Below are 19,432 nucleotides of genomic sequence, written 5' to 3'. Positions count from 1 at the left end.
TAGGCCCTGAAAAGAGCCGCGGCTATAGTCGCGCGTTCCAAGAACCGCCGCCCCGCAGGGCGGCCCCATTGACCTTCCGGAGACACCCTTCCATGCAACGTCGTAATTTCCTCGGCAAGGCAGGCGTCGGCGCCGCCGCCGGCGTCCTGGCCGCCCCGGCCATCGTCCGCGCCCAGCCCACCGTGCGCTGGCGTCTGGCCTCGAGCTTCCCCAAGTCGCTCGACACCATCTACGGCGCCGCCGAGGTCGTGGCGCGTCGGGTCGCCCAGATCACGAACAACAAGTTCCAGATCACCGTGCATGCCGCCGGCGAAATCGTCCCGGGCCTGCAGGTGCTCGACGCCGTTCAGAGCGGCACCGTGGAAGCCGGCCACACCGCGCTCTACTACTATTTCGGCAAGGAGCCGAGCTGGGCCGTGGCCACCGCGATCCCCTTCGGCCTGAACGCCCGCCAGTACAACGCCTGGTGGCACCATGGCGGCGGCGAGAAGATCTTCAACGAGTTCGCCCGCAAGAGCGGCGTGGTGGCCTTCCTGAACGGCAACACCGGCGCACAGATGGGTGGCTGGTTCCGCAAGGAGATCAACACCGTCGAAGACCTGAAGGGCCTGAAGTTCCGGGTCGGCGGCTTCGCCGGTCAGGTGCTGACCAAGCTCGGCGTGGTGCCGCAGCAGATCGCCGGTGGCGACATCTACCCGGCCCTCGAGAAAGGCACCATCGACGCGGCCGAGTGGGTCGGCCCCTACGATGACGAGAAGCTCGGCTTCAACAAGGTGGCCAAGTTCTACTACTACCCCGGCTGGTGGGAAGGTGGCCCGGCGCTGCACAGCATCGTCAACCAGAAGGCGCTCGACGCCCTGCCGCCCGACTTCCGCGCCGCCTGGGAAGCCGCCAACGAGGAAGGCAATACCTTCATGATGTCGAAGTACGACGCCGGCAACCCCCAGGCGCTCAAGCGCATGGTGGCCAGCGGTACCGTGCTCAAGGCCTTCCCCCGCCCGGTGATGGAGGCCTGCTTCAAGGCCACCCAGGAGGTCTACGCCGAGACCACCGCCAAGAGCGCCGAGTTCAAGAAGCTGCACGACCACTACTTCGGTTTCCAGCGCGACCAGATCCTCTGGTTCCGGGTCACCGAGAACACCTTCGACGACTTCATGGCCAGCGCTCGCCGCTGAGCGGCGCGCACCGGGAGCGGCCTCGCCGCTGCCCGGGCCGGCAACGACACGGGGGCTTCGGCCCCCGTTTTCATGGGCACCACCAGCGCAGGAACCCCACGGCCACCGGGTGGCCGATGACCGCTGTTCCGCCCCTGGTGCAGCCGGAAATGCTGGCGCAGCCGGGGCGACAGGCGCAGCCAATGATCCGGAAAACGACAACGGGGGCCGAAGCCCCCGCTGCACACCGCCTGCCACAAGCCGCTACTTGCCGTCAGGCTTGGCGGCGTCCTTCGAGTCCTTGGCGGCATCCTCGAGCATCTGCTTCTGCAGCAGCTTGCCGAGATCCTCCTCCTCGACCGGCTTGCCGTCCTCGCCCTTGGCCGCGCCGTCCTTGCCGTCGGCGCCGGGTTTGTCGTCATCGGACTGGACCTCGATCTTGACCTTGTCGAGATCGACCGCCACCTCCTTGTCGAGCCACATGGTGACCATGCCCGGCCAGAAGATCAGGATGGCCACCAGCAGCAGCTGCAGGAACACCCAGGGTATGGCGCCAAGGTAGATGTCGGAACTCTTGACCTCCTTGGGCGCGATGCCGCGCAGATAGAACAGCGCGAAGCCGAAGGGCGGGTGCATGAACGAGGTCTGCATGTTCACGCAGAGCAGCACGCCGAACCAGATCAGGTCGATACCGAGCTTGGCCGCCACCGGCGCGAGCAGCGGGATGATGATGAAGGCGATCTCGAAGAAATCGAGGAAGAAGGCCAGGAAGAACACGAACAGGTTGACCACCACCAGAAAGCCGACCACCGTGCCGCCGGTCATGGAGATGAGCATGTGCTCGATCCAGATCGCCCCATCGACGCCCTGGAACACCAGCGAGAACACCGTGGAACCCACCAGGATGAAGATCACCATGGCAGTGATGCGGCCGGTGGACTCCATGCCCTCGCGGATGAGTTTCCAGGTCAGGCGGCGGTTGACCGCCGCCAGCACCATGGCGCCCACCGCGCCCATGGCGCCCGCCTCGGTGGGCGTGGCCAGGCCCATGAAGATGGTGCCCAGCACCAGGAAGATCAGCACCACCGAGGGCACCATGCCCCAGAGCACCTTCTTCCAGAGTGCCCAGCCGGAGATGGTGCGCGCCTCAGGGGGCAGCGGCGGCATGTAGTGCGGCTTGAGGATCGACAGCACCACGATGTAGGCGATGAAGATCAGGGTCTGGGCGATCGAGGGGCCGATGGCGCCCTTGTACATGTCGCCCACCGACTTGCCGAGCTGGTCGGCCAGCACCACCAGCACCAGCGAGGGCGGGATCACCTGGGTGATCGTGCCCGAGGCGGCGATCACGCCGGTGGCCAGCCGCATGTTGTAGCCGTAGCGCATCATGATGGGCAGCGAGATCACGCCCATGGCGATCACCGAGGCGGCCACCGTGCCGGTGATCGCGCCCAGGATGGCGCCGACGATGATGACCGCATAGGCCAGCCCCCCCGGCACCGAGCCGAAGAGCTGGCCGGTGCCCTCGAGCAGGTCTTCGGCGAGGCCGCAGCGCTCGAGGATGGCCCCCATGAAGGTGAAGAAGGGGATGGCCAGCAGCAGATCGTTGGACAGGATGCCGAAGATGCGCAGCGGCAGGTTGGCCATGTACTGCGCCGGGAAGAAGCCGAGCTCGATGGAGATGACGCCGGCGAACAGGCCGAGCGCCGCCAGCGAGAACGCGACCGGGAACCCGATCAGCATGACTATGACCAGGCTGCCGAACATCAGCGGCGCCATGTTTTGCATCGTGATCATCGTGAAATGCTCTTGAAGGATTGGACTGGGCGGTCGACGATCACTGCAGCGGCCGTTCGTACTGGAGGTTCATCTCGTAGGTGCCCTGCAGGAAGCACACCCGTTTGATGATCTCGGAGATGCCCTGCAGCGAGAGCATCAGGAAGCCCAGCGGCACCATGAGCTTCACCGGCCAGCGCACCAGGCCGCCGGCGTTGCTGGACATCTCGTTGTGGATGAAGGAATCGAGGAACCACGGCCAGGACATCCAGACCATGAGCAGCGCGGCCGGCATGAGGAAGAAGATCATGCCGAAGAGGTCGATGGCCGCCTTGCGGGTGCCGGAGGAGCGGCCGTAGAGGACGTCGACCCGCACATGCTCGTTGACCCGCAACACCATGGCCGCGCCGAGCATCACATTGACCGCGAACAGGTACCACTGCAGCTCCAGCCAGGCGTTGGAGCTCTTGTCGAAGAGGTAGCGGATGCTCGCATTGCCCGCCGAGACCATGCAGGAGATGAAGGTGGCCCAGATGGCGATCCGGCCGAAGAGGTTGTTGAACCGGTCGATGGCGTGCGCAAGCGGCAGCAGGCTCTTCATGGACGATCTCGCAGGGAGCGGGTGGGTAGGCAAACACGCAACTGTAACGGTTTTGATGCAGACGCTGTCCTAGGGTTATCCCCGGCGAGGGATCCGCATCAGGGCGGCAGGCAGGCCTGCCGCAGGCGCTTCAGACCCCGGTCATCAGCCGCAGGTTCTCGACCGCGGCGCCCGAGGCGCCCTTGCCGAGGTTGTCGAGCCGCGCCACCAGCACGGCCTGCCCGCGGGCCGGATTGGCGAAGACCCGCAGCTCCATGGCATCGGTGTCATTGAGCGCTTCGGGCTCGATGCGCCCCTCGGGCTCGGCCGGCAGCACCCGGATGCCGGCGGCGTCGCGATAGCGCTCGGCCAGCACCGCATGCAGCCGCGCGCCGTCGGTGCCGGGCGCGAGCAGATCGAGGTGCAGCGGCACCATCACCCGCATGCCCTGGCGGTAGCTGCCCACCGAGGGCAGGAAGATCGGCCGGCGGCTCAGGCCGGCATGGGTCTGGATCTCGGGCAGGTGCTTGTGCTCCAGTCCCAGGCCGTAGTACTCGAACGCTGGCGCCTTGCCGGCCTCGTGGGCCTCGATCATCGAGCGCCCGCCGCCGCTGTAGCCGCTCACCGCCGGGATCGCCACCGGATAGTCCGCTGGCAGCAGCCCCGCTTCGCGCAGCGGCCGCAACAGCGCGATTGCGCCGGTGGGATAGCAACCGGGATTGGACACGCGCGCGGCGGCGCGGATCGCCTGGGCCTGCCCCGGCGCCATCTCGGCAAAGCCGTAGACCCACCCCGGGGCCACCCGGTGGGCGCTGCTCGCATCCAGCAGCCGCGGCGCGCCTGCGCCCATGGCGTCGGCCAGGGCCACGGTCTCGCGGGCGGCATCGTCGTGCAGGCACAGCACCACCACATCGACGCCGGCCATCAATTCGCGCTTGGCCTGTGGGTCCTTGCGGCGCTCGGGTGCGATCGACACCAGCTCGAAGCCCGGCTGGGCCTGAAGCCGCTCACGGATGCCCAGGCCGGTGGTGCCGGCCTCGCCGTCGATGAACACGCGGATGCTGCGGGACATGGCTGCCTGCTCCTGGAGAAAGACCGCGCAGTCTCGCGCAAAAGCCGGCGCTCGCCAAGGCGCGCGCCGGGCCAGGCACCGGCCTTCAGCGCTTGCGCGGTGGCGGCAGGTCGGTGCACACCCCCTCGGCGGCCTCGGCGGCCAGCCCGATGGATTCACCCAGCGTGGGATGCGGATGGATGGTGCGGCCGATGTCGACCGCATCGGCACCCATCTCGATGGCCAGCGCGATCTCGCCGATCAGGTCGCCGGCGTGCGTGCCGACGATGCCGCCGCCGACGATGCGATGGCTCTGGGCATCGAAGAGCAGCTTGGTGAAGCCCTCGTCGCGGCCATTGGCGATGGCCCGCCCCGAGGCCGCCCACGGGAACAGACCGCGGGTCACCTCGATGCCGCGGGTCTTCGCGTCATCTTCGGTAAGCCCCACCCAGGCCACCTCGGGGTCGGTGTAGGCCACCGAGGGGATCACGCTGGCATCGAAGTGCGACTTGCGGCCGGCGGCCGCCTCGGCCGCGACATGGCCCTCGTGGACTGCCTTGTGGGCGAGCATCGGCTGGCCGACCACATCGCCGATGGCGTAGATGTGCGGCGCGCTGGTGCGCATCTGGCTGTCCACCGGGATGAAGCCGCGGGCATCGACGCTGACGCCGGCGCGCTCGGCCGCGACCCGCCCGCCGTTGGGCGTGCGGCCGACCGCGCTCAGCACGAGGTCGTAGCACTGCGGCTCGGGCGGCGCGTTCTCGCCCTCGAACCAGACCCGGATGCCGTCGGCCTCGGCCTGCGCCCGAACGGTGCGGGTGCGCATCATCAGGCGACCGAAGCGGTGCTGGTTGAACTTCTGCCAGACCCGCACGAGATCGCGGTCGGCGCCGGTCATGAGGCCATCCTGCATCTCGACCACATCGAGCTCGGCGCCGAGCGTGGAGTAGACCGTGCCCATCTCCAGGCCGATGATGCCGCCGCCGATCACCAGCAGGCGCTTCGGGCGCGTGGCCAGCGCCAGCGCGCCGGTGGAGTCGACAATGCGCGGGTCTTCCGGCAGGAAGGGCAGCCGCACGGGCTGGCTGCCCACCGCGATGATCGCCTGCTCGAAACGGATCAGCCGGCGCGTGCCGCTGCGGGCCTGGCCGCTGCCCTCGGTGAGCTCGACCTCGACATGGTGCGCATCGACGAACGAGGCCACGCCGCGCACCACATCGACCTTGCGGGCGCGGGCCATGCCGGCGAGCCCGCCGGTGAGCTTGCCCACCACCTGATCCTTCCAGCCGCGCAGGCCGGCAAGGTCGATCTGCGGCTCGCCGAAGGCGATGCCGTGGGCGGCCAGGGCGCGGGCCTCGTCCATCAGGGAGGCGACATGCAGCAGCGCCTTGGAGGGGATGCAACCAACATTCAGACAGACCCCGCCGAGCACCGGATAGCGCTCGACGATGACCGTGCTCAGGCCGAGGTCGGCGGCCCGGAAGGCCGCCGAGTAGCCGCCCGGCCCGCCACCGATCACCAGCAGCTGGCAATGCTGATCGGGCTCGCGGCCGGTGGGCGGCGCCGGCTGAGGGGCGGCCGATACGGTGGTCGCCGCGGGCGGAACAGGCGCGGCCGGCAAGGTCGCGGTGACCGGCGGCGCGGCCGTGGCGGCCGTGGCGGCGCTGCGTGCCGGGACCGCATCGGCGGGCACGGTCGCGGCGGCATCGCCTGCCACGGGCTCGAGCAGCAGCACCAGGCTGCCCTCGGCAACCTTGTCGCCGAGCGCGACCTTCAGTTCCTTCACCACCCCGGCAGCCGAGGACGGGATCTCCATCGACGCCTTCTCGGACTCGACTGTGATCAGCGACTGCTCGGCCGCCACGGTATCGCCCGGCTTGACCAGCAGTTCGATCACCTCGACCTCGGCGAAGTCGCCGATGTCGGGGATGCGCACCTCGATCGTCTGGCTCATGGCTCGGTCCTCCCGGCGCCAGCGGCGCCGCTCACAGCATCACCCGGCGGAAATCGGCGAGCACCTGCGCGAGGTGCGCGTTGAAGCGGGCAGCGGCCGCGCCGTCGATGACGCGGTGGTCGTAGGACAGCGACAGCGGCAGGATCAGCCGCGGCGCGAACTGCTTGCCGTCCCAGACCGGCCGGGTGCTCGAGCGGCTGACCCCGAGGATGGCCACCTCCGGCGCGTTGATGATCGGCGTGAAATACGTGCCGCCGATGCCGCCGAGGCTGGAGATCGAGAAGCAGCCGCCCTGCATGTCGGCGGGCCCGAGCTTGCCCTCGCGGGCACGACCGGCCAGCTCGGCGGTCTCGCGGGCGATCTGCAGCACACCCTTGGTATCGGCATCGCGCACCACCGGCACCACCAGCCCGTTAGGCGTATCGGCCGCGAAGCCGATGTGGAAGTAGCGCTTGAGCACGAGGTTGTCGCCCTCGAGCGAGGCGTTGAACTCGGGAAAGCGCTGCAGCGCCGACACGCAGGCCTTGATCAGGAAGGCGAGCATGGTGAGCTTGGCGCCGCTCTTCTCGTTCTCGCGGTTGAGCTGCAGCCTGAAGGCCTCCAGCTCCGTGATGTCCGCGTCCTCGTGGTTGGTGACATGCGGGATCATCACCCAGTTGCGGTGCAGGTTCGCCCCCGAGATCCGGCGGATGCGCGGCAAGGGCCGGGTCTCCACCGGACCGAAGCGGGCGAAGTCCACCTTCGGCCAGGGCAGCACCGACAGGCCGCCTGCACTTGCCGCCGGCGGCGAGGCCGCCGGTGCAGGCGCCGCGGCCTGGGCCACCGCCGCCTTCACGAAGCCGCGCACATCCTCATGCAGGATGCGCTGCTTCGGACCCGTCCCGCGGACGCGGGTGAGGTCGACCCCCAGCTCACGGGCGAACTGGCGCACCGACGGCGAGGCATGGGGCTTGACCACCGGATCCGCGGCGTGCAGCTCGGCCGGCACCGGGTGTGCGCGCGGCTCCGCGGCAGCGGGCGCCGGGATCGGCGCGGGGGCCGTGGCGGGTGCCGGCGCGGGTGCCGGTATCGGCGGAGGCGGGGGCGGAGGCGAGAGCGCCGCTGCCGTCGCGGGGGCGGAGGCGCCGCTGGCGGCGGGCTCGAGCACCAGCACCACGCTGCCCTTGGCGACCTTGTCGCCCAGGCGCACCTTCAGTTCCTTCACCACACCGGCGGCCGAGGACGGGATCTCCATCGAGGCCTTGTCCGATTCCACCGTGATCAGAGACTGCTCCGCGGCCACGGTGTCACCCGGCTTGACCAGCAGCTCGATCACCTCGACCTCGGCGAAGTCGCCGATGTCGGGCACCTGCACTTCCATCGTCTGGCTCATGGTGCGGTCTCTCAGGCGGACAGGGGGTTGGCCTTGTCGGGATCGATGCCGTATCGGCTGATCGCCTCGGCCACGATGCGCGGGGGCACGCTGCCCTCATCGGCCAGCGCCTTGAGCGCGGCCACCACCACGAAGTGGCGGTTGACCTCGAAGTGCTCGCGCAGACGGGCCCGGAAATCCGAACGGCCGAAGCCATCGGTGCCCAGCACCCGGTAGTCGCGGTCGCGCGGCAGGTAGGGCCGGATCTGGTCGGCGAAGAGCTTCATGTAGTCGGTGGACGCGATCACCGGGCCGCCGTGGCCGGCGAGCTGGCGGCCCACGAAGGGCACCCGCTGCGGCTCGGTGGGATGCAGCAGGTTCCAGCGCTCGCACTCCAGGCCGTCGCGGCGCAACTCGGTGAAGCTGGTGACGCTCCAGACATCGGCAGACACCTGCCAGTCGGATTCGAGCAGCTCGGCGGCCGCGATCACCTCGCGCAGGATGGTGCCCGAGCCGAGCAGCTGCACCCGCGTGGTGCCCGGCTGGCCGGGGCGCAGCTGGTAGATGCCGCGGATGATGCCGTCCTCGTCGCCCGCCCGCAGGCCCGGGTGGGCGTAGTTCTCGTTCATGACCGTCAGGTAGTAGAAGACATTCTCCTGGCGGGTGACCATGCGGCGCAGCCCGTCGTGGATGATGACGGCGAGCTCGTGGGCGAAGGCGGGGTCATAGGACACGCAGTTGGGGATGGTGGCCGACAGCACATGGCTGTGGCCGTCCTCGTGCTGCAGGCCCTCGCCGTTCAGCGTGGTGCGACCGGCGGTGCCGCCCAGCAGGAAGCCGCGGGCCTGCATGTCGCCCGCCGCCCAGGCGAGGTCGCCGATGCGCTGGAAGCCGAACATCGAGTAGTAGATGTAGAACGGCAGCATCTGGCGGTTGTTGGTCGAGTAGGAGGTGGCCGCCGCGATCCAGGAGCTGAACGCGCCTGCCTCGTTGATGCCCTCCTCGAGGATCTGGCCGGCCTTGTCCTCCCGGTAGTACATGACCTGGTCCTTGTCCACCGGGGTGTACTTCTGGCCCTCGGGGGCATAGATGCCGAGCTGCCGGAACATGCCTTCCATGCCGAAGGTGCGGGCCTCGTCGGGAACGATGGGCACGATGCGCGGGCCGAGGGACTTGTCGCGGATCAGCGCGGTGAGCACCCGCACGAAGGCCTGGGTGGTGGAGATCTCGCGACCCTCGGGCGTGGGGTCGAGCACCGACTGCAGGGCGGTGAGCTCGGGCACCACCAGCTGCTCCTCGCACTGCCGGCGCCGCTGCGGCAGATAGCCGCCGAGCGCCCGCCGACGCTCGTGCATGTAGACCATCTCGGGCGCGTCCTCGGCCGGCTTGTAGAAGGGCAGCTCGTCGAGCTTGTCGTCGGGCACCGGGATGCCGAATCGGTCACGGAACTCGCGGATGCTCTGGGCGTCGAGCTTCTTGAGCTGGTGGGTGGGGTTCTTGGCCTCACCGGCGCGCCCCATGCCATAGCCCTTGACGGTCTTGGCCAGGATCACCGTGGGCTGGCCGCGATGACGGGTCGCCGCCGAGAAGGCCGCGTAGACCTTGTGCGGATCGTGGCCACCGCGGTTCAGGCGCCAGATGTCATCGTCGGTCATGCGCGAGACCATCTCGAGCAGCTTGGGGTGCTTGCCGAAGAAGTGGCGGCGCACATAGGCGCCGTCATTGGCCTTGTAGGCCTGGTATTCGCCGTCGACGGTCTCTTCCATCACCCGCTGCAGGATGCCGTCCTTGTCGCGGGCGAGCAGCGGATCCCAGTAAGAGCCCCAGAGCAGCTTGATGACATTCCAGCCCGAGCCGCGGAATTCGCCCTCGAGCTCCTGGATGATCTTGCCGTTGCCGCGCACCGGGCCGTCGAGCCGCTGCAGATTGCAGTTGACCACGAAGATCAGGTTGTCGAGCTTCTCGCGAGCGGCCAGGCCGATCGCGCCGAGCGACTCGGGCTCATCCATCTCGCCATCGCCGCAGAACACCCAGACCTTGCGGTTGGCGGTGTCGGCAATGCCGCGGGCGTGCAGGTACTTGAGGAAGCGCGCCTGGTAGATGGCCATCAGCGGGCCCAGGCCCATCGACACCGTGGGGAACTGCCAGAAGTCGGGCATCAGCTTGGGATGCGGATACGAGGACAGGCCCTTGCCCTGAACCTCCTGGCGGAAGTTGAGCAGCTGGTCTTCGCTCAGCCGCCCTTCCAGATAGGCGCGGCCGTAGATGCCGGGCGCGGAATGGCCCTGGAAGTAGACCAGGTCGCCGCCGTGGCCCTCGTGCGGGGCATGCCAGAAGTGGTTCATGCCCGCGCCGATCATGGTGGCCAGCGAGGCGAAGGATGCGATGTGGCCGCCGAGGTCGCCGCCATCGGGCGGGTTGTGGCGATTGGCCTTGACCACCATGGCCATCGCATTCCAGCGGATGTAGCTGCGGATGCGCTCCTCGAACTCGGCATTGCCGGGCGAGCGCTCTTCCAGGTGGACCGGGATGGTGTTGATGTAGGCGGTGTTGGCCGAGAACGGAATGAACGCGCCGGAGCGGCGCGCCTTCTCGGTCAGCGACTCGAGCAGGAAGTGCGCGCGCTGCGGGCCTTCGCGATCGATGACGGCCTCGAGCGCATCGAGCCACTCCTGGGTTTCGGCAGGGTCGGCGTCGGCGGGGTTGCCGGCGCCAGGCAGGGATTCGGGAACAGCGGACATGGTCTCCCCCATCATGGGCGGTGCGGGCGGGCCTCGAAGGGTGGCCCTGTCCGGCGGATTCTAGGTAGGCGGCACGGTGCCCACAAGACAAATTTGCACCATACGCAAATGCTTTCCGCATTGTGACATTTGCGATTGCGCCATGCGGAGTGCCCCCCGTACACTGCGCCGCCATGCAGCCCCGCACCCAGGACAGCTCGCCCCCGGCCGAACTCCGGGCGATCAAGTGGTTCACGCTGACCCACGCGGCAGGTCTGCTGGCCTTCGGGCTGCTCATGGGTGGCTTCTTCTGGTACCTGCACCATGTGATGGAGGATCAGCAGCGGCAGGCCTTGTACCGCGACATCGAATGGGCGCAGCAGTCGATCCGGCTGGGGCTGCGCGAGCACCAGGACGAGATCGCCGGCAGTGCCGTCGACTGGGCGCTGGCGCGCCGCGGCCCGCCGGCACCGGCCCGCGACTTCCTCACCCGTCATCCCGATCTTGCCTATCTCGCCTTCGTGGGCCCGGAGCGCGAGGTGCGCTGGCTGATCGCCGCACGCGGTGTGCCCGGCGTGGCCATGCGGACACCCGGCACCCGCCTGGAAGACTCCGCCGGCTTCGGCAGCTTCCACGAGGCCCGCGACGAACGCCGCCCGCTCTACACCGCCCCGTTTCTCGGAGACGAGAACGAGGTGCTGGTGGAGCTTCACACCCCGATACTGCGCGAAGGGGTCTTCGCCGGGGTGCTGGTGGCCGGCTACTCGCTGCGCCGCATCCTCACCGTGTACCTCTCGCCCGAGGTTCGGGAACGCTACCAGGTCTCGCTCACCGACCAGGGCGGCAACGAGCTGGTGAGCTCATCGCCAAGACGCATCCACGAGGCCAACCTCAGCTACGAACTGCCGCTCGATCCGCCCGGCCGCGGGGTGCGGCTGCGCGCCTTCGTGTTCGACTCGCGCCCGCGGCTGCTGGAGCGCAGCCTGATGCTGGCGGTGATCGGCCTGAGCCTGGCCAGCGCGATCAGCCTGGCGCTGCTGTGGCGTCATGCGCGCCGGCGCCTGACGGCGGAGGCCGAGCGCGACCGGCTGTTCCGCCTCTCGGGCGACCTGATGTGCGTGATCGACGCCACCGGCCGGTTCGGCCGCGTGAACCCTGCCTTCTCGACGCTGTTCGGTCCGCTGGCCGAGCGACGCTCCCTCACCGACCTTGCGCACCCGCACGACCGGCAGGCGGTGGCGCGGGCGCTGCTCAAGGCGGCCGAGCGCGCCCCCGATGGCGCCGACTTCGAGGCGCGCTTCGAGCATCCGCAAGGCTGGCGATGGCTGCAGTGGTCTCTGCGCGGCGATCCCGAGGGCAGCACCGGTCATGTCTACGGCGTGGCCCACGATGTCACCAGCCGCAAGAACACCGAGACCGCGCTCGCGGCGGAGACCTCGTTTCGCCAGGCCATGGAAGACTCGATGCTCACCGGCATGCGCGCCTTCGACATGGAAGGGCGGGTGATCTATGTGAACCGCGCCTTCTGCGAGATGACCGGTTATCCGCGCGACGAACTGGTCGGGCGCACCGCCCCCTATCCCTACTGGCCGGCCGATGACCACGAGGCCCAGTACGCCAATCTCGACATGATCCTGGCCGGGCGTGCGCCCTCCTCCGGGTTCGAGGTGCGGATCCAGCGCCGGGACGGCAGCGGCTTCGATGCCCGCATGTATGTCTCGCCGCTGGTCGACCGCGAGCGGCGCCAGACCGGCTGGATGAGCTCGATCACCGACATCACCGAACCCAAGCGCATCCGCGAGGCGCTGGCCTCCGCCCACGAGCGATTCACCACCGTGCTCGACGAGCTCGATGCGGCGATCTGGGTGCTGCCCGATGCGCCGGGCGCCGTCGAGCCGCTGTTCGCGAACCATGCCTTCCGGGCGATCTTCGGCGACGACGCCGAGGCGCCCGCGGGACTTGCCGGCGCCGCCGCAGGTCATCCCGACGGCCTGCCCTGCGAAGTGGCCCATGCCGGCTCCGGCCGCTGGTTCGAGGTGCGCTCGCGCGGCATCCGCTGGGTGGACGGGCGTCAGGCGCGGATGCTCATGGCCAGCGATGTCACCCGCCGCCATGCCGCCGAGGACCGCCAGCGCGAACAGGAGGAGAAGCTCGGCCTGACCTCGCGTCTGGTGACCATGGGCGAGATGGCCTCCTCGCTCGCCCACGAGCTGAACCAGCCGCTCACCGCCATCGCCAACTACTGCATGGGCCTGTCGGCGCGGATCCGCACCCGTCAGCGCGGCGGCCAGCCCCCCGAGCCCGACGAGACCCTGGAGGCTCTGGGCAAGACCGCCGCGCAGGCCGAGCGCGCCGGCATGGTGATCCGCCGCATCCGCGAGTTCGTCAAGCGCAGCGAACCGGAGCGGCGCCCCTGCGAGGCCGCCGCGATCATCGACGAGACCCTCGGCCTGGCCGAGATCGAGGCCCGCAAGCACGGCATCCGCATCGCGGTCGACCTCGCGCCGGCCCTGCCCACGCTGCTGGCCGATCCCATCCTCGTCGAACAGGTGCTGCTCAACCTGATCCGCAATGCGCTCGAGGCGATGCAGGGTCAGCGTCGGCGCGAGTTGCGGGTGGGCGTCAGCCGGCGCGCCGACTGGGTGGAGTTCGCGGTGAGCGACACCGGACCGGGCCTGTCGGCCGAGGCGGCTGCCAAGCTGTTCGAACCGTTCTTCACCACCAAGCAGGAGGGCATGGGCATGGGCCTGAACATCTGCCGCTCGATCGTCGAATCCCACCAGGGCCGGCTCTGGACCGAGCCGGCGTCCGGTGGCGGCTGCGTCTTCCGGTTCACCCTGCCGGTGCCGGGCGAGGCCGAGCTTGCGAGGGCGGCCTGATGAGCGCAGCTGCCCTGCGCGAGGACGCGATGGTCGAGGGACTGGTGCATGTGGTCGACGACGACGAGGCGGTGCGCGACTCGCTGCGCTGGCTGCTCGAGGCCAACGGCTTCAGGGCCCGCGTGCACGACAGTGCCGAGGCCTTCCTGGCGAGCGAGCCGCAGCGCGAGCCCTTCGCCTGCCTGATCCTCGATGTGCGCATGCCCGGCATGAGCGGGCTGGAACTTCACGAGGAGATCCTGCGCCGCGGTCTCGCGCTGCCGCTGCTCTTCATCACCGGCCACGGCGATGTGCCGATGGCCGTGGCCAGCATGAAGCGCGGCGCGGTCGACTTTCTGGAAAAGCCCTTCAACGACGCCCACCTGTGCGCCGCCGTGCGGCGCTGCCTCGCCCGCAGCGCAGCGGCCCAGCGCGACGCCGATGCCGCCCGCCAGGCCCGCGAGCGGGTCGATCGGCTCACGCAGCGCGAATCGCAGGTGCTCGAACTGATCGTTGCCGGTCGGCTGAACAAGCAGATCGCCGATGACCTGAGCATCAGCATCAAGACGGTGGAGGCGCACCGCGCCAACATCATGGACAAGCTCGAAGCCCGCACGATGGCCGAACTGATGAAGACCGCGTTGCAGGCGGCCGAGGCTGCGGCCGGGCGGTGATGCGCCCGAAGCGGGACACGCGCTGCGGATCGTGCTATAGTCCTTGGCTGTGCGCCCGTAGCTCAGTTGGATAGAGTACCTGGCTACGAACCAGGGGGTCGTGGGTTCGAATCCTGCCGGGCGCGCCATAACAAGAACGGGCATTGCGCAAGCAATGCCCGTTCGCTTTTGCGGGCCCGCCTGAGGCGGGCCGGTGGGGCCGGCCTCAGGGCGCCCTGCCCCCGCGCACCACCCGGAACCCGTACACATCGTAGCGACGGTTCGCGGCGTTCTTGATGCGGGTGCCCGAGCGCGCCAGTGCAGGAATGCTGATCCAGGCGCCACCCTTGAGCACCCGGGTGAGACAGCCCGGCGTCGTGCGCGCCGTGCCGTCGGTGGAGCCACCGGCGTGGTTGTCGTGCCAGCAGTCCTCGGTCCACTCGCGGGCATTGCCGATCATGTCGTGCAGCCCGAAGGCATTGGGCGCATAGCGCGCCACTGGCGCGGTGCGGGCATGGCCATCGTCGCAGGTGTGCAGCGGCCAGTTCGGTGGCAGGGCGCGGGTGGGTCGCAGCGATTCATCGGCCACGTTGGCATGCTCGCAGGCACGATCGGGCGATTCTCCCCAGTGACGGGCCGTGCTGCTGCCCGACCGGGCGGCATACTCCCACTGCGCCTCGGAGGGCAGCCGGTAGGCGCGGCCGGTCTTGCGCGACAGCCAGCGAACATAGGCCTGGGCATCGTCCCAGCTCACGCAGACCACCGGATGGCTGTCATCCTGCACGAAGCCGGGATTGCGCCAGTCGCGACCGGCGCGCTCCTCGTACTTGCCGGCCTCGTTGGTCCAGCACCGATCGGCCGGCGGATGGCGGGTCTCTTCCACGAAGGCGGCGTACTGGCCGCGGGTGACCTCGGTGCGGCCAATCGCAAAGCCGGGCAGCGTCACCCGGCGCGGCGGGTCCTCGCTCTCCTGGCGCCCTTCCTCGCCCGCCGGGCTGCCCATCAGGAAGCTCCCACCGGGCACCGGGACCATGTCGGGGCATACCGGGCAGTCGCGGGATGCCTGGGCGGCCGGGCGCGACGGCGGGGCCGGCCGGGGCGCGTCGCCAGACGCCGCCCAAGCGGCCAGTGGCGCAGCCAACCAGGCCACCACCAGCAGGGCCACGACGCGCCCGCTTCGCGCGGAACGGGACAGGGGGACAGGAAGACCGATCACGCGCGAAAGGATACCGCCCGGCCGCACGGCGGGCCGATCGGGCCACGGATTGCGCCTGCGCTGCCGCCGGCGAGGGGCATCCCGGTGCGCCCCGCCGAAGCGCGGTAAGGTGGCGGCCCTGACGCATCCAAACCATCCATGGACACGCCATCCCCTTCCCCCGACGCCGACCTTGGCGTGCCGGTATCGCAGAAGATCCGCGAGCGCCTGAAGGCCGCGCGCGAGCGCTTCCACGCCAACGACAACATCGCCGGGTTCATCGAGCCGCATGAACTGCCGCTGCTGCAGGCCGAGGTCGAGTCGCGCATGCTGGCGGTGCTCGAAAGCCTGGTGATCGATACCGACAGCGACCACAACACCCGCGAGACCGCCGCACGCGTGGCCAAGATGTACGTGCGCGAGGTGTTTGGCGGCCGCTATCAGCCCATGCCCTCGGTGACCGAATTCCCGAATGTCGAGCGGCTCAACGAGCTGATGATCGTGGGTCCGATCACCGTGCGCAGCGCCTGTTCCCACCACTTCTGCCCGATCATGGGACGGGTCTGGATCGGCGTGCTGCCCAACGAGCACTCCAACCTGATCGGTCTGTCCAAGTACGCCCGCCTGGCCGAGTGGGTGATGAGCCGGCCGCAGATCCAGGAGGAGGCGGTGGCCCGTCTGGCCGATCTGCTGCAGGAGCGGGTGCAGCCCGACGGCCTTGCCCTGGTGATGGAGGCCGATCACTTCTGCATGCACTGGCGCGGCGTGCGCGACAGCGAGTCGAAGATGACCAACAGCCTGATGCGCGGCGCCTTCCTGAAGGACCCGAACCTGCGCCGCGAGTTCCTGGCGCTCATGAACCGCACCCATGCCTGAGGAGCGCCGGCCATGCTCGTGAACCTTCTCTATGCCAGCCGGGTTGCCCACGGGGCGAGCGGCGAGATCACCGAATCCATCCTGCAGCAGTCACGGGCCCGCAATCCTCGGCTCGGCATCACCGGCGTGCTCTGCCAGGGCGGCGATGTCTTCATGCAGGCGCTCGAGGGCGGACGCGCCGCGGTCAACGAGCTCTACAACCTCATTGCGCGCGACCCGCGGCACCAGCAGGTGATGCTGCTGCACTACCAGGAGGTGGCCCGGCGCCGCTTCGCGGGCTGGACCATGGGCCATGTGCGGCTCGAGAAGATCAACCCCTCGGTGCTCCTGAAGTACTCCGAGCGGCCGCAGCTCGATCCCTTCTCGGTGCCCGGCGCCGCCTCGATGGCGCTGCTCGAGGAACTGATCGACACCGCCCAGATCATCGGCCGCGCCGGCTGAGGCGGCACCGCCCTCGGAGGGGCGCCGCCCGGCCTCGCGGGTTTCGGCATCCGGACCGCGCCCGCTGCGGCTTTCGACACCGGCGCCGCGCCCGGCCACGGCTTTCGACACCGTGGCGCCACCCCGCCCACCCGGGGTTGTCATCCCTGAAATCGCGTCTCCCCTGGCCGGTGATAGCATCGACCGGCCAGTTTCACCGGCGTGAGCGCGCAGCCCGCCGTGGCGCTGCCAGCGTCGCCCGCCGGTCAACCCAGGAGACCCCCCAGCATGAGCATCCGGGCCAAGGCCTATATCGCCGGTGCCTTCGAGCACCCCACCCGCAAGGCCGAGAACAAGACGGTGGCGCAGCTGCACGCCGAGTGCGCGCGCGGTGCGCTCCAGGACGCCGGGCTGAGCCTGCGCGATGTCGATGGCTATTTCTGCGCCGGCGACGCGCCCGGCATGGGCGGACTGAGCATGGTCGACTACCTCGGCCTGAAGGTCCGGCATGTCGACTCCACGGATGTGGGCGGCTCTTCCTACCTGCTGCATGTCTCGCATGCCGCGCAGGCGATCGCCGCAGGCAAGTGCGATGTCGCGCTCGTCACCCTGGCCGGCCGGCCGCGCAGCGAATCGCACAGCGGCACGCTGCCGCGCGTGGTGGCACCCAACGTGCCCGACGCGCCCTTCGAGACCCCCTACTACCAGGTCACCGTCAACAGCTACGCCATGGTGGCCGCGCGCCACATGCACGAGTACGGCACCACCAGCGAGCAGCTCGCCTGGATCAAGGTGGCCGCCTCCCACCACGCCCAGCACAATCCCCACGCCATGCTGCGCGAGGTGGTCACGGTGGAAGATGTGCTGAACTCGCCGGTGATCGCCGATCCGCTGCACCGCATGGACTGCTGCGTGGTCAGTGACGGCGGCGGCGCGCTGGTGATCGTCAAGCCCGAGATCGCGCGCGCACTCAAGCGCCCGCTGGTGAAGATCATCGGCGCCGGCGAGTCCATCAAGGGCCAGGACGGCGGCAAGGTCGACCTCACCTATTCCGGCGCGGTGCGCTCCGGCGCCATCGCCTTCGCCGAAGCCGGCGTCAAGCCCTCGGACATCCAGTACGCCTCCATCTACGACAGCTTCACCATCACCGTGCTGGTGCAGCTGGAAGATCTCGGCTTCTGCGCCAAGGGCCAGGGCGGCCGCTTCGTGGCCGACGGCAACCTGATCTCCGGCGTGGGCAAGCTGCCCTTCAACACCGATGGCGGCGGGCTGTGCAACAACCACCCGGCCAACCGCGGCGGCATCACCAAGGTGATCGAGGCGGTGCGCCAGCTGCGCGGCGAGGCCCATCCCCGGGTGCAGGTGCCCAACTGCCAGCTCGCCCTCGCGCACGGCACCGGCGGCCTGCTCGGCAATCGCCACGGCAGCGGCACCCTCATCATGGAACGGGAGTGAACATCATGGCCACCCCTTATCAGGATCGCAAGCTCAGCGCCCCGGTTCTCTACCCCGACAGCGAACCCTTCTGGCAGGCCGCCGCCGAAGGCCGGCTGCTCATCAAGCAGTGCGCCGATTGCGGCGAGTACCACTGGTACCCGCGCCCGCTCTGCCCGCACTGCGGCAGCGACCGCACCGAGTGGAAACCGGCCGCCGGCACCGGCACCATCTACACCGTGAGCGTCACCCGCCGCGCCGGTCCCGTCGCCTTCGCGATCGGCTATGTCACCCTCGACGAAGGCGTGACCATGCTCACCAACTTCGCCGACTGCGACCTCGACACCCTGCGCATCGGCGACCGGGTGCGGGTGGTGTTCAAGCCCACCGACGGCGGGCCGCCGGTGCCGCTGTTCACCCCGGCCTGAACCCGGCAGGCACGGCAGCCATGAGCGCCACCGCGCCCTCGCGGCGCGACCGGATGCTGGTCAGCCCGCAGTGGCTGCACCAGCATCTGCGCGACACCGACCTGCGGATCATCGACTGCAGCGCGCAGCTGATCGTCCAGCCGGTGGGTGCCTCGCGCGTGGAAAGCGGCCTGCCGGCCTACCGGCAGGCGCACATTCCCGGGGCGCGCTACCTGAACATGGCCACCGATCTCTCCGATCCGCAAGGCCGCTACCCCTACACCTTCCCCGGCGATGAGCGCATTGCCGCCCTGCTCGGCGGGCTCGGCATCGCCAACCACCACCGGGTGGTGCTCTACGGCCACGGCTACTTCGGCTCGATCACCCGGGCCTGGTACGTGCTGCATGCCGCCGGCCATGAGCGCCTGTCGGTGCTCGATGGCGGCCTGGAGGGCTGGCGCGCCGAGGGGCTGCCCCTCACCGATGAGCTGCCGGCCATCCACCCCGAGATCTACACCGTGCGCCGTCGTGCGCGCCTGATCGCCGACGCGGCCGAGGTGCTGGCCAGTCTCGATGACGCCGGCACCTGCCGCCTGAATGCGCTCAGCCGCGAGCAGTTCGCCGGCAGCGGGGGCACCCACTACGGACGCCCCGGCCGCATCCCGGCCAGCGGCAGCGTACCGGCGCGCGACATGCTCGATGCCGCCACCGGCCGGCTGCTGCCTGACGAGACCTTGCGTGCGCAGCTCGATCAGGCCGGCGCCTGGCAGGCCCGCCGCGCGATCACCTACTGCGGCGGCGGCATCGCGGCGAGCACCACCGCGTTCGTGCTCGAGATGCTCGGGCATCCCGACTGGGCGCTCTACGACAACTCGCTGCTCGAGTGGTCCACCCGGCCCGAGCTGCCGATGCTCACCGGCCCCGAATCCGCCTGAGCCGGCCGCCCCAGGGGCGGCCCGGCTTTCTTCCCCATCACGCGTCACACCAGGTTCAGACCATGATC

General features: G+C 69.4%; 15 protein-coding genes and 1 tRNA gene. 9 read left to right on the top strand and 7 right to left on the bottom strand.

Features of this window, described 5'->3' with window-relative positions; all coding sequences use genetic code 11:
* Positions 1–92: 92 nt before the first annotated feature.
* Positions 93–1,175 carry a TRAP transporter substrate-binding protein gene (locus tag AC2H6A_RS01415; protein ID WP_484271341.1) on the top strand — a complete coding sequence of 361 codons (1,083 nt, stop codon included), beginning with the start codon at positions 93–95 and terminating at the stop codon, positions 1,173–1,175.
* 243 nt (positions 1,176–1,418) lie between these two features.
* Here AC2H6A_RS01415 and AC2H6A_RS01410 read toward each other — a convergent pair whose 3' ends face one another.
* From AC2H6A_RS01410 to aceE, 6 genes are all read right to left on the bottom strand, one after another.
* Positions 1,419–2,948, bottom strand: a complete 1,530-nt coding sequence (locus tag AC2H6A_RS01410) for a TRAP transporter large permease (protein ID WP_484271369.1) — start codon at positions 2,946–2,948, stop codon at positions 1,419–1,421.
* A 43-nt stretch (positions 2,949–2,991) separates the two neighbouring features.
* Positions 2,992–3,531 carry a TRAP transporter small permease subunit gene (locus AC2H6A_RS01405; protein ID WP_484271340.1) on the bottom strand — a complete coding sequence of 180 codons (540 nt, stop codon included), beginning with the start codon at positions 3,529–3,531 and terminating at the stop codon, positions 2,992–2,994.
* A gap of 130 nt (positions 3,532–3,661) precedes the next feature.
* Positions 3,662–4,582: an N-acetyl-gamma-glutamyl-phosphate reductase gene (argC, locus tag AC2H6A_RS01400; RefSeq protein ID WP_484271339.1), complete on the bottom strand. Its 921-nt coding sequence runs from the start codon at positions 4,580–4,582 to the stop codon at positions 3,662–3,664.
* Between the two features lie 85 nt (positions 4,583–4,667).
* Entirely contained in the window at positions 4,668–6,515 is a 1,848-nt protein-coding gene (gene lpdA / locus AC2H6A_RS01395) for a dihydrolipoyl dehydrogenase (protein ID WP_484271338.1), read from the bottom strand.
* A gap of 31 nt (positions 6,516–6,546) precedes the next feature.
* Positions 6,547–7,887: a dihydrolipoyllysine-residue acetyltransferase gene (gene aceF, locus AC2H6A_RS01390; RefSeq protein WP_484271337.1), complete on the bottom strand. Its 1,341-nt coding sequence runs from the start codon at positions 7,885–7,887 to the stop codon at positions 6,547–6,549.
* Between the two features lie 11 nt (positions 7,888–7,898).
* Entirely contained in the window at positions 7,899–10,607 is a 2,709-nt protein-coding gene (gene aceE / locus AC2H6A_RS01385; protein WP_484271336.1) for a pyruvate dehydrogenase (acetyl-transferring), homodimeric type, read from the bottom strand.
* A gap of 173 nt (positions 10,608–10,780) precedes the next feature.
* Between aceE and AC2H6A_RS01380 the strand changes: the two genes are divergently transcribed.
* From AC2H6A_RS01380 to AC2H6A_RS01370, 3 genes are all read left to right on the top strand, one after another.
* Positions 10,781–13,465 carry a PAS domain S-box protein gene (locus AC2H6A_RS01380; RefSeq protein WP_484271335.1) on the top strand — a complete coding sequence of 895 codons (2,685 nt, stop codon included), beginning with the start codon at positions 10,781–10,783 and terminating at the stop codon, positions 13,463–13,465.
* Positions 13,465–14,118, top strand: a complete 654-nt coding sequence (locus AC2H6A_RS01375; RefSeq protein ID WP_484271334.1) for a response regulator transcription factor — start codon at positions 13,465–13,467, stop codon at positions 14,116–14,118. The genes AC2H6A_RS01380 and AC2H6A_RS01375 overlap by 1 nt, the downstream gene beginning before the upstream one ends.
* 51 nt (positions 14,119–14,169) lie before the next feature.
* Positions 14,170–14,246: transfer RNA gene (locus AC2H6A_RS01370), tRNA-Arg, on the top strand.
* Positions 14,247–14,323: 77 nt separating this feature from the next.
* Here AC2H6A_RS01370 and AC2H6A_RS01365 read toward each other — a convergent pair.
* Entirely contained in the window at positions 14,324–15,130 is an 807-nt protein-coding gene (locus tag AC2H6A_RS01365; RefSeq protein ID WP_484271333.1) for a formylglycine-generating enzyme family protein, read from the bottom strand.
* A gap of 321 nt (positions 15,131–15,451) precedes the next feature.
* On the opposite strand from AC2H6A_RS01365, the gene folE reads away from it, so the two are divergent.
* The 5 genes from folE to AC2H6A_RS01340 all read left to right on the top strand — a co-directional run bounded on the left by folE (position 15,452) and on the right by AC2H6A_RS01340 (position 19,364).
* Positions 15,452–16,168: a GTP cyclohydrolase I gene (gene folE, locus AC2H6A_RS01360; protein ID WP_484271332.1), complete on the top strand. Its 717-nt coding sequence runs from the start codon at positions 15,452–15,454 to the stop codon at positions 16,166–16,168.
* Between the two features lie 12 nt (positions 16,169–16,180).
* Entirely contained in the window at positions 16,181–16,609 is a 429-nt protein-coding gene (locus AC2H6A_RS01355; RefSeq protein ID WP_484271331.1) for a BLUF domain-containing protein, read from the top strand.
* 267 nt (positions 16,610–16,876) lie between these two features.
* Positions 16,877–18,043, top strand: coding sequence for a thiolase domain-containing protein (locus AC2H6A_RS01350; protein ID WP_484271330.1), 1,167 nt, complete (start codon positions 16,877–16,879; stop codon positions 18,041–18,043).
* A 5-nt stretch (positions 18,044–18,048) separates the two neighbouring features.
* Positions 18,049–18,450, top strand: coding sequence for a Zn-ribbon domain-containing OB-fold protein (locus AC2H6A_RS01345; RefSeq protein ID WP_484271329.1), 402 nt, complete (start codon positions 18,049–18,051; stop codon positions 18,448–18,450).
* Positions 18,451–18,470: 20 nt separating this feature from the next.
* A complete protein-coding gene (locus AC2H6A_RS01340; protein ID WP_484271328.1) occupies positions 18,471–19,364 on the top strand; it encodes a sulfurtransferase in 894 nt (297 codons plus the stop codon).
* Positions 19,365–19,432 lie beyond the last annotated feature (68 nt).

The sequence above is a fragment of the Quisquiliibacterium sp. genome, from assembly GCF_982640115.1.
The sequence above is the reverse complement of the archived record's forward strand: the minus strand, read 5'-3'. Positions and strand labels throughout refer to the sequence as shown.